Here is a 14,981-nt window from a genome sequence, read left to right as displayed (position 1 = left end):
ATCGTCAGCGCCAACGTGCGCTGCCACTTGGAACGTGTTGTGATCCATGTCGGCCAGCAGGCGCCATTTCCTCAAAATGGCGCGGCTGCCCGCCAACTCAAGGTATCTGCTATGAAATTACCGCTGCTGTTGACCCTGCTGCTGGCCAGCCTGAGCGCCCGAGCCGAGCTTATCGAAGCGCAGGGCAGCGCCGCCATTCTGGGGGGCGATGAAGTCTATGCCCGCGAGCAGGCAACCCGCGATGCCCTGCGTCAGGCCCTGCTGGCAAGCGGCGCGGCGGTTTCCAGCGTCCAGCGTCTGGAAAATGGCAGCCTGCGATCCGAGCAGATCCAGATCCGCTCCGGCGGCGACATTCGCCAATATCGGCTCAAGCGGGAAGAGGTGCGCAACGGCCGCATGTATATCACGCTGGTGGCCGACATTCAGGCCGAGCGCCAGATCTGCCAGACCCAGCACTTCGCCAAGGATTTGACACTGGTGAGGCTGCGGATGCGCTATCCGGATCAGGCCAGCTACGGCGCCATGGACGACATGCCGGAAAACCTCTCGCGACGGCTGTTCGAAACCCTCGCCAATGCGCCGCAAGGGGTCGCGGTGCGCCAGTGGCTGGACGAAAACTTGCGCATCGACCCGCTTCACCTGCAACAGGGAGATCGCAGCGCTCTCGAGGAGATCAAGGCCCTCAGCCTGCGTACCGACAGCCAGTATCTGGTGCTCGGCAGCATCGACGATCTCTCCATAGAGCCGCAAGGCAACCAGCTGACCAGCTGGTATCAGGATCCCGTGCGCAACTTTCGCATGCAGCTCTACCTGTTTGACGGCATTAACGGCAGTCTGGTCAACCGCAAGGTCTACGAAGGGCGCGCCACCTGGACCTTTGGCAAGCGGGAGCAGGTGGGCAGCAGCAGCGGCCAGTTCTGGCAGTCAAGCTATGGCCAGGAGGTCAACTACCAGTTGCAGCAGGCGGCTCAGGATCTGGTAGCCCAGCTCACCTGCGCCCCGGTCACCGCCCGGGTGGTCGGCCAGAACGAACGCGGCCCCTACATCAATCTGGGACGGCGCAACGGTGTCAAGCTTGGCGATCAGTTCCGCATCCAGCACAACGCCGACTTCATCGACCCCTACGGCAAGTCGCGCATGATGCGCAACCCGGCCGACGGCCTGTTCGAAGTGGTGCAGGTATTCGACGATGGCGCCATCATCAGCAGCCAGAACAAATATTCGCCGTTTAACATCCAGAATGGGGATTTGGCAGTATTGGAATAAGAATCAAGGGTTTAAAAGGGAGTTGCTTCTTGTATAATGCCCGCCACACAGCTCCCGTAGCTCAGCAGGATAGAGCGGTCCCCTCCTAAGGGACAGGCCACTGGTTCGACTCCAGTCGGGAGCGCCATATAAAACAAGGGGTTGGCATCATCATGATGCCAACCCCTTGGTCTTTTTTGGCCCTGGCGTGCTTGTGAGCGTATTGCCCCATCATGCGCTCAAAACCCAGATACTATGGGATAACACAGTGGCCCTGAAGGGCCACTTGCCTGTCAAGCTATCAGCCTTTTTGCCAGGTAGTGGCGATCTTGCCAAACCAGTGCTCAGAGAGTTTCTGCGCTTGTTTGACTTCCGGCTTGGTCATCGCTGCTTCCAGCTCATCACGAGCCTGCACAGCTTCTGGCATCCCTTCTGTTGCCGCCATAGATAACCAGGCATAGGCATGTACCCGGTTGCGCGGAGCCCCCAGTCCCTCTTCACGCATGGTCCCCATACGGTATTGAGCCATCCGGTCACCCTGCTGGGCAGCCAGACGATACTGCTTGAGTGCCAGCACATAGTCCTCTTTACCGCCCAAACCCTGCCGCAGCATCTCGCCATAAGCATATTGAGCCTGGGTATGACCTTGTCCTGCTGCTTTGGCATAGCTGGCTCTGGCTTGCTCCAACTCACCTTGCTCTTGCTGTAACTGCGCCAGCTCGAAACTGGCCTTGGTGATCCCGCCTTCCGCAGCCAGAGCCAACCAATGCTGCCTGGCTACGCCATCTGTTTGTTGCAAGCTCAGTTGGTACTCCGCCTCATGCGAGCCATGAGTCACAGCCAACTCCAGCCAATATCTGCCCAACGCAGGATCAGCTTGCACCTGCTCTCCCGCCAGATAAGCAACACCCAGCCATAGTTCTGCTTCGGCAGAACCCGCATTGGCAGCCCGCTGATAAGCCGCGAAAGCATCCGTCGGTGTAGCCTGACGAGCCAGCAACAACAAGGCATCCGGCTGCTGCTGGGCGGCAGCCTTCTCAAACCAGCGCTGGGCAATATCCGGGCGTTTGATCACCCCTTTCCCCTGCTCATAGCGCTTGCCCAGCTGATACTGAGCGTCTCGATTGCCCAATTCTGCCGCTTTTTCCAACCACTTGACGGCATCCTCATCCGCCCCCTGCTGCTTGGCATACCACTGCCCAAGGATCAATTGCGCCTCTGCATGATCCTGTTTGGCGGCTTTCTCGAACCAGTCGAGGCAGTCACTCGCCAGCTTGCCTTGATGTTGCTCTTGGCACATCAGCCCCAGCCGATAGCTGGCATGGGGGTTACCAAGCCGCGCAGAACGTTGCCACCACTGAGTAGCAAGTGCTGGATTCTTTGGCTCACCGAGTCCAGCCTGATACCACTCCCCTACCTGCCAGGCAGCATTGGCACGGACCTGCTGATCGGCAGCCAAAGGGCCCGACTGCTCTGCCGCTTGCTGCATCCAGTGCATGGCATTGGGGTAATCGGGCTGACTGGCCAGACGTTTGGCCAACTCATATTGAGCCTTGCCACTGCCCTGAGTGGCGGCTTGGGATAACTCGGCGTCAGTGAATGAAGTAGTAGAAGAGCAGGCAGCAAGCAGGCCGGTCGCCAGCGTCAGCCATAAGATTCGATGAGTCATGAGATAATTCTTCGTAGAGTGAAAAAGGAACGGATGAGGTGCTGCTGTATTGCGGGCTAATCCATTATGCTACGCAGCCACCTGATGGGTATATAGCTGATGCGGCGCCTTCCCTAGCCATTAGCCTTGCCTATCAGGTGGTTTGCTACAGGTGATCCTGATAGACCTTCTGCCAATAGGCATACTCGGCCTTATCGTGACCGTCCATTATAAGGAAAGGTCAATCCGGAATAATCGGCCTCCATGGCTCTTTTTTCTTTGGCTTTATCTCGTAATAACGATAGTCACGTAACGGTTCGTTTTCTGTCACATCCCCATTGGGGTAGTAATCTCGATAAACGAAATTTCCTTTGAGCTTGCTTCCCTCCGTGGTGCCATAAACCAGATAGTCATGATCAACCATGGGAGAAAAATGAATAATACCAAGCGGGGTAGGAGCCTTGCCGGGTTGATAAGCAAAGTCAGGTTGGCGCTCCCCAACTTCTCCGGTCGTATTTTTGATAATGCCAACTGAATTAAGCCATAATACGCTTTTACTATAACTCGCTGGATACCCCTTCTCGATTTCTTGCAAAGACGCATAAGGATAATAACGAGGTGTTCTGCTGATTTCGTCCGACTGATACTCTTGTTCCTGTTGCTTGATACTAAAAGTATAGGTGGCAGCGCCAGATTCCAAGGCAGCAAATTGGCTGACAATAGGAATGCGGGCATTATAGTAGTTGGGATCCTTGATCTCTGAAGAAATATTGATTTTATCGAGCTGCCAGCCACAGCGGGTGCCGCCATCAAGGGCGATCTGGACCGAATAGTGACCAGATTTGGGATAAATCAGACCAAAATATGTTGCGAGATCGCCACTGTTACGGGTACAGCCCTTGGTTGAATAGTAATATGGCACTATGGTCACTTTGACTTCTGGCGGGATAACCCCATCAATGGTGAGCCAGCGGTTCTGCTGCGGCGGGTCCAACGGCGGGTGATTATAATCCTGTTTGAGGCTGTTATAGGCGGCGCGCGCGGCGCAGCCGCTTAACAAGGAACAGCAGAGCAGAGTAAGCACTTTTATTTTCATATTCATGATACTGGCCTCTATTTACGGGGCGCTTGCCACAGGCGGGTGATAGCAAACTGTTCCGGCTCAGTCTGCCCCTGTGGCAATAGGGGATGCAATTGGTTGTCGATCTGTAGCGCACCATTCTCACGCCAGCTGACTTCCTTCGCGAGCCTCTTTTCGTTCTCTATTAATACCTTGCCGTATTGGATAGCCTTTGCCTCGTTTGGATCAGGCAAGTTGTGCCGCTTATCCAGCAACCCCAACACACGTTTTTGCAGATAAGCGGCATATTCCCCGCTGGGGTGTGAATGTATATTTGCACCGCCGCCATGGGAAGGGTTGTCGCCGGGGGGGTAAGCATTGACCAGCGCAGCCTTTGCTTGTGCATCCATGCTTGCTTTGCCCTCCACCGCCAAATGGGGGATCACCAGCAACTTGGTTTGCCCTGGCAGCAGCACCTTTTTACGCTGCTTCCCTGCCCCAACCCAGTAGTGGGTGTCGGTATAATCAAAGTGAACCAGCTTGCCATGATGACCGTAGGGATCCTTGTCTGGCAACCCCAACGCAAGCACCGAGAAGACCTTGCCAAACAGGACTATGTTGGCTCCGGGGTGATCAAACCCGCGACCGGGGGGGACACTCGTCACCTCATCACTCTCGTTGCGATGACGAAAATGGGGGAAGGTGAGATCGCGCAGGGCACTTTCGGTGAGGGTTCGTGGCATGCCGTAGGTGTAGAGCAAGGGGCGGCTAGCCTTGAGGCGAGCGGCATGGAGCAGTGCCAACGCCCCCCCTAGCGAGTGACCGCAGATAAACAGCTTTTTACCTTTAGCTAAGCGCTCAATAGTCTTGTATACCTCGGCAATATTAGGGTCTGGATGCTTCGTCACCGCGGCAAACTGGTTGTAAAAGCCCTGATGGGCCTTGCCCTGATCGGCAATCTTCATCCCCTGGCACGCAACCGGAGTAAAGTTACCATCGGTGAGGCCATCGGAGAGTGACGCAGTGCCGCGCCAACTGACGATCAGCTCTTCGGGGCGCTGCACATAAAAAAACTGGGTATCGTACGAGCCACCAACCATGTCGCTCGGGGGGGCTTCCCCCTGCTCACCCTGTTCAGTGCAATCGATAAAAATAGGGGTTTCATAGCGTTCCCGATAAGGCACATCTTTAACCAAGGCCGCCTTGCTAAGGGCATTAATCCCATAAGGCAGGCGAGAGAGATCCTGCATCTGCTCAACAAAGAAGTGGGTGATAGAGCGGGCCCGTTCACTGGCTGAAGGGATGTACTTGGGGTTTGTTTTTCGCTTTTCCTTCACACGCTTGGTATTTGCCTCATTGACATCACCCCCGGCATAGGCCAAATGGGCCATCAATGCCAGGTTATGAGCGTTGCCCAGATTGTATTCCGGGCTGTGCTCCAACATCAGCACCCAGGCGCGCAGCGGAGTGATCTCAAGGGTGATCTTGATAGAGCGAGCGCCTGCTTTACTGAAGGCATAGAGTGGCCGCCGAGCTGCGCTCGCCTTGGCAGGATCTCCATGTGGAAAGTGGTAAGGAGGGAGCGGATGGCGCTTATCCTCCTCTTTTTGTTGTTCCTCTTCGAACAACGCTGGCAGCCTGTCCACCAACTGACCAAAACGGGCATAGCGAGGCAGGCGCCCTTGCTGTTCTGCCTCACGCTGGACAGGTGTGCCGTAGTCACTACGAGAAAGACGCAAGTGACGATGGGTCTCTTGCAGCACATCGGCTAATGCATCCGCCTCCAGCATCAGATAGAGAGGGCCGGGAGGCAACTCTTTCTCAACAATCACACCATCCCCGCTGGACTGCTTTCCTTGCCGTATTATCTTTTTGGGCCCATGGCCAACCCAAAGCACATACGGAAGATTGGGGAGCGGCTGACCGAGTTCGTCTACCAACTTTATTTCAGCTTCGTACTTGAGCATTTTACAGTCAACGCACCCCTCAAGGGTGCGAGGTGTGGCTGCAGTCATATCGTGAGGGTTCCTTGTTGAGTTAACCATGCCAGAGCGTCATCAAGCGTCAGGGTCTGGATAACATCGCCGCGTTGGGCGCACGCCGTCAGCCAGGGGCGAATACGCTCAGAGAAGGGGGAATCCTCGGTATCCCATTGAGATGCGTCATCAGCTCGCTCTTCCCATAACTGCAAAGAGAAGTTCATGACAGCTGAATTGATACCGGGTTCACTGCGATGCCAGGCATCTATCAGTGATGGGGGTACGGTCCATGGATAATCATTGTTCAGCGCTACATTACCGCTGTTTTTCAGCCATACCTGCCCCGATGGCAGCCGGAGCACCTCTACAGGAGAGAGCAGACCTGCCCATAAGGCGGGCTCATTGGCTGCCAACCAGATAGACAACAGTCTGGGATCATGAAACCGAAGAGCTTTAAGCTGACCATCAAGCATTCCCCGCAAATAGCGCTGCCAGTGTTCTTTTTGAGCAAGCCACGCCCCACTGCTGGCATAAAGCCAACCCCAGGACGGATCTGGTTGTTGCTCAGCCCAGCTCAACACAGCACTGGCTGTTGCCCACGGCAATTCAACCAGCCATGGGCTGGCATGAAGGATGGAACGCATAGGTGTTTGCACATACAAGGGGATCGCATTCATCACCCAGCCTTCTTGATGCCAATTACTCACGGGACTGGGCTGTGCAAGTGGATTGAGCACAGCATACAGGATCATCGATTCAGCACTGACAATGTGCTCTGCCTGCGCAAAAAGGGCGATAGGTTTGTCTGTCATTCGTCACACTCATTGATATTCATTGCGGTCTCCTGCTGGGCAAGCAGCGGACAAGCTTTCCCCCCTTTAAATGGAAGTGGCGGGGTATAGGCAGGTAACTCAACCCCGCCGGGTAAACCCGGCATTTGCCCCGCCCAACCTGAGCCTGAGCCGGGACTGCCACCAGAGTTCATCTTGATGGTGGGGCCGACCAAGGTGACGCCGCTTGGATCGACCTTCACAAAACTGCCACCGACTTTCAGGGTGATCTCCGACCCGGCTTCCAACACAATTTTTTGGCCCGAGTCGAGATGAATCTCCTGTACAGCATCAACCAGCAACGACTGGCCTAGCTTGATGCAGGGAGGTATCCACCGTCAGCGAATAGTCAGCCTTGATCTGGTCGCGCTTCTCGCCTTCTACCGTCAGGTGGTCATTGGCCTTGATGCGGGTCACCCGCTCGTTGTCGATGTCGGTGTGTTGGTCATGCTTGATATGCCAAGCCGCATCGTTCTCTATCAGCACGTTCAGGTCTTTCTGACCGTGGATATAAATCTCTTCCTGTCCCGCCTGGTCTTCAAAACGCAGCTCGTTGAAACCCTCGCCCTTGTGGGTTTCGGTGCGCAGCACGGTGCGAGTCTTGTTGGCTGGCAGCTCATACGGCGGCCGGTTGGTGGCGTGGTAGGTGCGACCCGTCACGATAGGCTGGTCGGGGTCACCTTCGAGGAATGAGACGATAACCTCATGGCCGATGCGCGGGATGGCCATCATGCCGTACTGGCCACCGGCCCAGCCCTGACTCACCCGCACCCAGCAGGAGCTCTGGTCGTTGGAGCTGCCGTAGCGGTCCCACGGGAACTGCAGCTTCACCCTGCCATGCTCGTCGCAGTAAATCTCCTCCCCCTCGGGGCCGACCACTATCGCGATTTGCGGGCCGTCCACCATCGGCTTGTAAGGTGCCTCGGGGCTGCCGATGCGGGCACGCCAGGTAGTGCTCGCTTTCACTACGCCAAATTCGTTGTGGTAGACAGTCGGGCCGCTGCCACCCTCTTCCTCCAGCGCCTGCGGCTGTTCACCTGTATGGCGGATACGCACAATTTGCCAGTCGGTGTTGAGGACGCTGTTGGGGTGTTCGGTGAGCGAGAAGAACTGTCCCGGCAGCAACGCCGAACTATTGGACTTGCCACTGCCCGCCACCGCGTCGTTGCGCAGCGCATCGAGCCGGTGTTGGGCAAACGCCTTGCCGCTCGGGTCCTGCTTGTAGCGGCCCGGGTAGTCAAAGTGCTGATAGGTATCGCGCTGATGCTCGAGTTCTGCACCCTGCTTTTTATGGGAGAGACCATAGGCCGGCGTCTTGAAGCTGTAGTCTTTCAGCTCCACATCCGAGGGGCGCACCGCCTCGCGGTAGTGGAACTGGCGCACGTAAGGGCCCTGTTCCAGCGAACGGTTGCCGAGGTTGAAGAAGAGCTCGGGGCCCGCGGTCAGGGCTGCCGCATCGTCAGCAAAGACGATGCGGTGCTTGCCTGCTTCAAACTCGTGGAAGTAGAACAGCCCCTCTTCGGCTGCGAGGCGATTGAGGAAGTCGAGGTCGGTCTCGCGGTACTGCACGCAGTATTCGCGCTGGGCGTGCTCATTCTTGAGCGCAAAGGCGTAATCGGTGATGCCATGCTCTTGCAGCAAAATAGAGAGGATTTCATCGGGCTTTTGCGCCTGAAAAATGCGGGAGTTCTGGCGCAATCCCAATCGCCACAAGGCCGGTTTCACCTCCAGACTGTAACGGGTGCGGCGAAAGCCACTGTCCCCTTGAGCAAACTCGCTCACTACGCCGCATACCCGGCGTTGCAGCTCACCGTTGTACCACACCAGCAGCTCACAGGGCTGGTCCAGCACGGCGCCAAAGTCGACATCGGGCTGGCTACTCGCCAACTCCAGCTGCAAGTTGAACAGCCGGTTCAGCCCCTCATCCAGCTGGAAACTGGCCACCACGAAGGTGCTCTCGGGCAACGCCCCCACCTTGACGGTAAATTGCAATCCGGTTTGATTAGCCATGGCTTTCCCCTCTTGTCACGGCCAAGCAGTGCCTGAGCCCTTCCCTACTCTCGCGCCCACTCACGCCCTCACCGCGCAGCCACGCTACCGCCCTCTCCGGTGCCGCAAGGGCCACCAAAGATAAGGGGGTTAACAGGTTACGAGCGGGTCGGGTCTGCATCACAGGACACCCTTTAGTGCTTTGCCATCCCTCCGCACTCACCAGCAGGGCATCAAACCCCGGCAGGGGGATGGCAAAACAGAAAAGCTCCAGCCAACCCGTTGGCCAGGCTGGAGAAAATGCACAGTACAAGAAGCCGGTTGAACAACCGGCTCAAAGACACATTACTACTTACAAGGAATACCAAAGTACCGAAGCAAGGCTTACGCCTCGATGGGCGCGCGCCAGTCGTCCGCACCGGAAGTACCGGCAACGGTGTGCTCCCAGTCAATCTTGCGATAAGCCATGGAGACCTGGATAAGCTGGGTAAAGTCAGACTTCGCCGGGTCCTGGCAGTGGGGCATCTGGCAGTCGATGTCAACGATGGTGGCATCGGTCAGCACGGTAGAGAAGAAGTGCTCCTGCTTGCCTTCAACGGAGGTGCGGTACCACTTCAGGGTCACTTTCGGCAGCATCTCGCCGGACGCCAGTGCGTTATACATCAGCGGTACGGCTTTGTTCAGCGCCACGGTGAACTTGAACGGCTTGTGGACACGCTGACCGGCAGGCTGACCGGATTGCGGGTCGGTCGGGACGGTGACGACGTGCTGGAACTCTTGTACCAGCATCTCGTCTTCGTGGCCTTGTACGAAGATGTTGCCGACGGAATCGGAGGTGAAGGCACCTGCGGTGATATTGCCCTGGGTTTTACCTTCGATGCTGATATAACATGGAGTTGGCATGTGTATGCTCCTAAATAGATTGGTTAAACGAGATAGCACTCGACCAACCTTTAGCAGCGACCATGCCACTTTTTTATTCCTTATTTATCAAACAATTACATTCCGCCAGTTCTCGCTCAACGCACAAGCACGCAATAAGTTGCCGAGAGTAGTGAATTTAATCGTGATTACTTGCCTAATCCGTATAAATCACCAGTTGGCGAGCAAGAAGTTGCTCTAAATAGATCATTTCTTCTTTTCAGGGCAAACTTCCAATCCTTTGCCAGTGCTAACTTTCCACTGGCTAAGCATTCTCGGACAGAACAACCAACTTGCAAGTCATCGCCCGCCTCGAAACTGTTTGTCGGTTGTCACTCTGTTAGACTGCACACTTTTCTGTTGCTCATTCATCTTGCAAAGGAGTGTTGGATGTCCGGATGTTCTTGGTGGGATAGATCCACCGGTTTTGCCTTGCTGACCATTGTGCTGTGGGCCTCACTGGCGGCGCTGACGTCACGGGTCACCAGCGTGTCACCACTGGTGCTGGTCGGGCTGGTGCTGTTTTTCTGCGGGGTCGGGGCCTTGCCGTTTTGGCGCCAATGGCGCGCTCGTCCTATTACCTGGCTGGTGACGGTTACGGCATTGCTGCTCTACCATCTGCTGCTCTTTATGAGCTTTCGCCATGCCCCGGTGCTGGAGGCCAACCTCATCAACTACCTCTGGCCGCTCTGCATCATTCTGTTCACCCCGCTGTTGTTGCCCGGCCATCCACTCCATGCCCGTCACCTGCTGGCTGGCGCCTTTGGTCTGGTGGGTTCCATGCTGGTGATGGTCAATGGCGAGCTGCAACTGCAGCAGGCCTATCTGCCGGGATACCTGCTGGCGCTGGGTGCAGCTGTTGTCTGGGGGGCCTACTCGGTATTATCACGCCGTCTGCCGCCAGCCCCCGCCGTGGTCACTGCGGCAGCCTGTCTGCCCGCGGGTTTGCTGGCGCTGCTGCTTGCCCGTCTGCTGGAGGGGCCCCTGCCGCTCGCGCAGATCCCCACTAGTGACTGGTGGCTGATCATCGGGCTAGCGCTGGGCCCGATGGGGGCGGCCTTTGTGACCTGGTATCTGGCACTGCGAGACGGCGATCCACTCCGGATCGGTGCCCTTGCCTACCTGACACCGCTGCTGAGCACCTTGCTGCTGGTGTGGCTTAGTGGAGAAACGCTGACCTCGCGCCATCTGCTGGCCGGTGCACTTATCATGGGAGGCGCCCTGCTCGGTATGCTTGGCCAACGCAACAGCGCTCAGGTATCCCCAGCCAGTTAAGCCAGCAAGATAGGGCTACCTGACCATACTGTCATAAAAACGCCATCATCCCTGTTTAGGCTCGGGCCACGCTCCCCCATGGTCTGTGCTGACAGGAATTACCCCGTGAAAATCGCCCATTACGCCACCCTATCCTCCCTTGTTTTGTTACTGGTTGCGGGAGGACAGGCGCTGGCCCTCTACCACGGCTGGCAACAGCTTGCCCATACCAATCAGGCCCAGCATCAGCACGAGACGCTGCAACAACTAGTGACAGTGACCCTGCAAAACAGCCTGCGTGACTACCTCAACAGCGGCGATCCGCAACAACTGACCGCTGCGGAGAAGATCCGTCAGCAAGCGCTCTCCTCGCTGGCCGCTCAGGATGATGCCGTGGCGGCCCCGCTCAGGCAGCAACTCGAGCAGATGGCGCAGCGCATCGCGCACGACTATCAGGCCGCAGGCAAGCTCTCGGGCAACAGTCAGCTGCTGCTGCAAAATGCGGAGAGTGAGCTGGGCAGCCAGGCCATGGCGCTGACCCGCTATGGGGAGCAAGGCGCCAGCACGGAACAATCTGCCGCAGCACAGCAATATCGCCGCGGTGCAACCGAGATCCTGGCGAGCCTGCCGCGCCTCGCCCATTTGCGCCAAAGCTATATGGAACAGGGCAATGAGCAGCTGCTCGAAGGGATCCGCTTCGAGCTGGAGGCACTGCAAAAACAGGCGCAAGCGCTGCAAGCCTTGCCGCTGCTCGGCCTGTATGAAGAGGCGCCCGCCGATGAATTCACGCTGGGGGAGCCGGTACGCAAGGAGCTGGGAGATCAACCGCGCAGCGAATTACGCTCGCTGCTGGGTCGCTATCCGCAGGAATTGGCCAACAGCCGCACGGCGCTTCAGCAACAACAGGCTGGCCGCCAGACCGTGCAGCAAGACATCATGGCGATGTTGCAAGCGACCAGACAGATGGGGGAACAACTTGCCCACGAACGGCAAGCCGTCAATCAGGAGCTGGCCACCATCCTCGGCACGCTGGCGCTCTGTCTGGTGATAGTCGCCCTGCTGTTTGCGCTGGTGCAACGACGCTGGCTGCTCACCCCCTTGTTGCGACTGCGCGGAGCCTTTATGCAGCTTGATCAGACGGGGCAGGCCGAGCCGTTGCCTGCCGGGCGCGATCGCAACGAGCTGGCCGATATTGTTGCCAGCTACAATCGGCTGATCGGTCGCCTGCAACTGGACCAACAACAAAAAGAGGGGCAGCTGTCAGCGGTATCCCTCAGCCTGCAAGGGATGGTCAGTCAGGTTGACGAGATCCACCACAGCACCCGCACCACCGAACAGGTGGTCGACGAGAGCGGCCAGATGATGGATGAGCTGAACCAGCTGGCCGGAGAGGTCCATCAGGTCGCCGCCGACATCGCCCTGCATGCCCACCATAACGAACAGGCAATGAGCCAGAGCGAAGATCTGGTGGGGAGCATGCTGCATGCCACTCATCAGACAGGACTGGCGATTGACGAGAGCGATGAGGCGCTGCAAGCCCTCACCCGCTCGGTTGCCGATGTGACGGCCATTGTCGATGTGATCGGTCATATCGCTCAGCAGACCAACTTGCTGGCCCTCAACGCCGCCATCGAAGCGGCCCGCGCAGGGGAACAGGGACGGGGCTTTGCGGTGGTCGCCGATGAAGTACGCCACCTCTCGGCCAATACCCAGCAATCCCTCAACCAGATCACCGATATTCTGGGGCGCCTGACCCAATCCGGCGAACAACTTGGCACTGTACTGAACCGAATAACCAGCGAATCAAGCCGCCAGCGGGCACAGGCGGAACAACTGCGCCAGACCACCCAGGCAGTGCGGGAGATCGCCCGCAACACCGCAGTGATCGCCCTGCAGGGGGCCGACAACGCCAAAAGTCAGGAACACAAGCTGGCCAGTTTTGCCGATCTGATCGCCCGTATCCATCAGCATGCCCGTCAGGTGAGTCAGCTCTCGGTGCAGGTCTCCTCCCATATCCACCATCAGGCGCAGCAGATCCCCCGCATCCTCGGCCAGCAAGGCTGACCCCTATTCGCCCCACATCTTTGCCAGATCACTTTCCCTCGACCAGAGGGAAAGTTTTTTTGTAGCACAAAATTATCTGTTATCGGCAGGTTAACTGACACCTCTTCCCCCGTACCGGATGAAAACCTGCACTGGCGCTGGCTGCGGCGCCAAGAAAACGCTCTCATCACCGTGATACCTGCCATGAGGCTGTTTACGACCTTGCCCATGATTATTTGCACTCGGTCATACTTTTGAAACGTTGAGGGAACTTTTCATTGATATTTCGCACCGCGAACGTACTCTTGGGGTTGTCCGATAGCCAAGAATCGGAACATAAAAAAACAACATGTGATGATCAGGACTGCCAACTAAAGATGTGCCAAGACATCCGGGTTTGCAGGTAGCCAAGACAAGATTTTTTGCCCTTCGGGGTTTTGATTGCAATGCCAATACCGAGCGGTAGGCCCGATGCCAACTGCCGGAAAAAAAGCTAAGTCCATAAAATCAGGAGCAATAAAAATGGAAAAAGTGATCTTCAAGCGCGCCGCTTTGAGTGCCGCTGTGGTAGCCGCTCTGGTCGCCCCCGGTATGGCGTTGGCAGCTCAGGATATGATGAGCCCGGAATACGGCCAGTCCTATGAAACCTTCGTTAAAGACTCCAAACTGACCGGCGGTCTGTTCTACTTCCAGCGTGATCGCGACCGCAAAGATACTGGCGGCACAGGTGAGTACGCATCCAATCTGAGTCACGCAACGACTCAAGCCGCACTGAACTTTAACTCCGGTTACGCTTGGAATGTCGTTGGATTGGACTTGGGTGGCTATGGTGCCTATGACCTCACCGATGATCGCTCTCCTGCCAACCAAGAGAATGAATTTTCTTTCGCCGGTAGAAACTGGGATAACAACTTTAAAGATGGAAATGCCGGCAACGGTTTTAGCGTCACTAACGCAGCTCTGAAGTTCAAATTTGGTGACAGTATTACAGCCAAAGGCGGCTATACCCAGCTCTATGTTCCAGGCGTTATCGGTGTTAACTGGTCTTATCAGCCGGGTACCTATCGTGGTGGTCAAGTCGAAGGCAACTTTGGCGGTCTCTACCTGACCTACGCCATCGCAGATGAATACAAAGCACCATGGTTCAAAGAAACCCAAATTTTCTCACGAGCTAAATCCAAGCCGTGGGTTTCTGGCTACAGCCCGCAAGAAGAGCAATACAAGATCGATTACATCCATGGTATCGCTGCGCGCTATACCTTCGAAAATGGCACTGCTGTAACCGGTTCTTTCGGTCAATCCAAAGACTATATGGATAGCTACCACTTCAAACTGGCTCATAAGTTTGATGTGATCGGCGGTCTCTCCACCAGCTACCAATTCTACGGTTCCGAAACATCTGACTTTGATGCAAGTGCCGTTGCTGGCGGCGATTCAGGCAAGACCTACGATGGGCTGGCATGGCAACAAGCGCTGACCGCAGCTTGGAACTACGCCCAATACGGCTTCCGCCTGGAAGGTCTGTGGACCAAGGCTGAGGGTGATGAAGGCAACTACCTGCCCCGTCTGACCCGTGGCTACGCCAACTCTCAGGGTGCCAACGAAATTTGGTGGGACTCCCGCTCTGACTGGAACGCCAACAACGAGAAAGCGCTGTTCTTCGGCGTGACCCGTTCTCTGGATGATCTGGTTGGTGCTCCTGGCTGGTCCGTCGGTGTATCCGGTGCTTATGGCTGGGATATTGAGGATGGCTATGGCAAGAAGCATGCTTCCGGTGAAGATACTGAATGGGCAGCCAACTTCGATGTCAGCTATACCGTGCAGGATGGCAAGCTGAAAGGCACCCTGTTCAAGCTGCACTACACCGACTACAACAACGATCTGCCTAGCTGGGCATACCCGAACGTATTTGCGTCAGAGAAAGACGTCAAGTTCCACATCATCATGCCGCTTACCTTCATGTAATCAGGCAATACGATGTCAGCAAACCGGGCCACTTGGCCCGGTTTTCT

The 14,981-nt window shown here is 56.5% G+C and carries 9 protein-coding genes, 1 tRNA gene and 1 pseudogene; 5 read left to right on the top strand and 6 right to left on the bottom strand.

Annotated elements, in window-relative coordinates:
• Positions 1-111: 111 nt before the first annotated feature.
• Together ACTG2B_RS04730 and ACTG2B_RS04725 are read left to right on the top strand one after the other, a co-directional pair.
• A complete protein-coding gene (locus tag ACTG2B_RS04730) occupies positions 112-1,266 on the top strand; it encodes a flagellar assembly protein FlgT (RefSeq protein WP_439995278.1) in 1,155 nt (384 codons plus the stop codon).
• Between the two features lie 50 nt (positions 1,267-1,316).
• Positions 1,317-1,393: transfer RNA gene (locus tag ACTG2B_RS04725), tRNA-Arg, on the top strand.
• 153 nt (positions 1,394-1,546) lie between these two features.
• Here ACTG2B_RS04725 and ACTG2B_RS04720 read toward each other — a convergent pair.
• The 6 genes and pseudogenes from ACTG2B_RS04720 to hcp1 all read right to left on the bottom strand — a co-directional run bounded on the left by ACTG2B_RS04720 (position 1,547) and on the right by hcp1 (position 9,654).
• A complete protein-coding gene (locus tag ACTG2B_RS04720) occupies positions 1,547-2,914 on the bottom strand; it encodes a tetratricopeptide repeat protein (protein ID WP_439995277.1) in 1,368 nt (455 codons plus the stop codon).
• Between the two features lie 220 nt (positions 2,915-3,134).
• On the bottom strand, positions 3,135-3,995 hold the full coding sequence (locus ACTG2B_RS04715) for a hypothetical protein (protein WP_115521411.1): 861 nt from the start codon (positions 3,993-3,995) through the stop codon (positions 3,135-3,137).
• A gap of 11 nt (positions 3,996-4,006) precedes the next feature.
• Positions 4,007-5,920: a lipase family protein gene (locus ACTG2B_RS04710; protein ID WP_181884285.1), complete on the bottom strand. Its 1,914-nt coding sequence runs from the start codon at positions 5,918-5,920 to the stop codon at positions 4,007-4,009.
• A gap of 44 nt (positions 5,921-5,964) precedes the next feature.
• Positions 5,965-6,744, bottom strand: a complete 780-nt coding sequence (locus ACTG2B_RS04705) for a DUF4123 domain-containing protein (RefSeq protein WP_115521413.1) — start codon at positions 6,742-6,744, stop codon at positions 5,965-5,967.
• A pseudogene (gene tssI / locus ACTG2B_RS04700) lies at positions 6,741-8,772 on the bottom strand (type VI secretion system tip protein TssI/VgrG). The gene ACTG2B_RS04705 and the pseudogene tssI overlap by 4 nt, the downstream one beginning before the upstream one ends.
• Before the next feature lie 363 nt (positions 8,773-9,135).
• Entirely contained in the window at positions 9,136-9,654 is a 519-nt protein-coding gene (hcp1, locus tag ACTG2B_RS04695; RefSeq protein WP_010634242.1) for a type VI secretion system effector Hcp1, read from the bottom strand.
• A 408-nt stretch (positions 9,655-10,062) separates the two neighbouring features.
• On the opposite strand from hcp1, the gene ACTG2B_RS04690 reads away from it, so the two are divergent.
• The 3 genes from ACTG2B_RS04690 (at position 10,063) to ACTG2B_RS04680 (ending at position 14,934) form a co-directional block, all read left to right on the top strand.
• Positions 10,063-10,947: a DMT family transporter gene (locus tag ACTG2B_RS04690; RefSeq protein WP_439995276.1), complete on the top strand. Its 885-nt coding sequence runs from the start codon at positions 10,063-10,065 to the stop codon at positions 10,945-10,947.
• 105 nt (positions 10,948-11,052) lie between these two features.
• Positions 11,053-12,990, top strand: coding sequence for a methyl-accepting chemotaxis protein (locus ACTG2B_RS04685; RefSeq protein WP_439995275.1), 1,938 nt, complete (start codon positions 11,053-11,055; stop codon positions 12,988-12,990).
• A 501-nt stretch (positions 12,991-13,491) separates the two neighbouring features.
• Positions 13,492-14,934, top strand: a complete 1,443-nt coding sequence (locus ACTG2B_RS04680; RefSeq protein WP_042080675.1) for an OprD family outer membrane porin — start codon at positions 13,492-13,494, stop codon at positions 14,932-14,934.
• Positions 14,935-14,981 lie beyond the last annotated feature (47 nt).

This window comes from Aeromonas sp. 30P, from assembly GCF_051919805.1.
GTDB lineage: Bacteria > Pseudomonadota > Gammaproteobacteria > Enterobacterales > Aeromonadaceae > Aeromonas > Aeromonas veronii.
Note: the sequence above shows the minus strand (reverse complement) of the source record. Positions and strands in the feature narration are given on the sequence as shown.

Excerpts from the sequence above, each read along its gene's own strand:
- ACTG2B_RS04730 (WP_439995278.1), top strand. The coding sequence starts at position 112 with ATGAAATTACCGCTGCTGTTGACCCTGCTGCTGGCCAGCCTGAGCGCC.
- ACTG2B_RS04720 (WP_439995277.1), bottom strand. The coding sequence starts at position 2,914 with ATGACTCATCGAATCTTATGGCTGACGCTGGCGACCGGCCTGCTTGCT.
- ACTG2B_RS04715 (WP_115521411.1), bottom strand. The coding sequence starts at position 3,995 with ATGAATATGAAAATAAAAGTGCTTACTCTGCTCTGCTGTTCCTTGTTA.
- ACTG2B_RS04710 (WP_181884285.1), bottom strand. The coding sequence starts at position 5,920 with ATGCTCAAGTACGAAGCTGAAATAAAGTTGGTAGACGAACTCGGTCAG.
- ACTG2B_RS04705 (WP_115521413.1), bottom strand. The coding sequence starts at position 6,744 with ATGACAGACAAACCTATCGCCCTTTTTGCGCAGGCAGAGCACATTGTC.
- hcp1 (WP_010634242.1), bottom strand. The coding sequence starts at position 9,654 with ATGCCAACTCCATGTTATATCAGCATCGAAGGTAAAACCCAGGGCAAT.
- ACTG2B_RS04690 (WP_439995276.1), top strand. The coding sequence starts at position 10,063 with ATGTCCGGATGTTCTTGGTGGGATAGATCCACCGGTTTTGCCTTGCTG.
- ACTG2B_RS04680 (WP_042080675.1), top strand. The coding sequence starts at position 13,492 with ATGGAAAAAGTGATCTTCAAGCGCGCCGCTTTGAGTGCCGCTGTGGTA.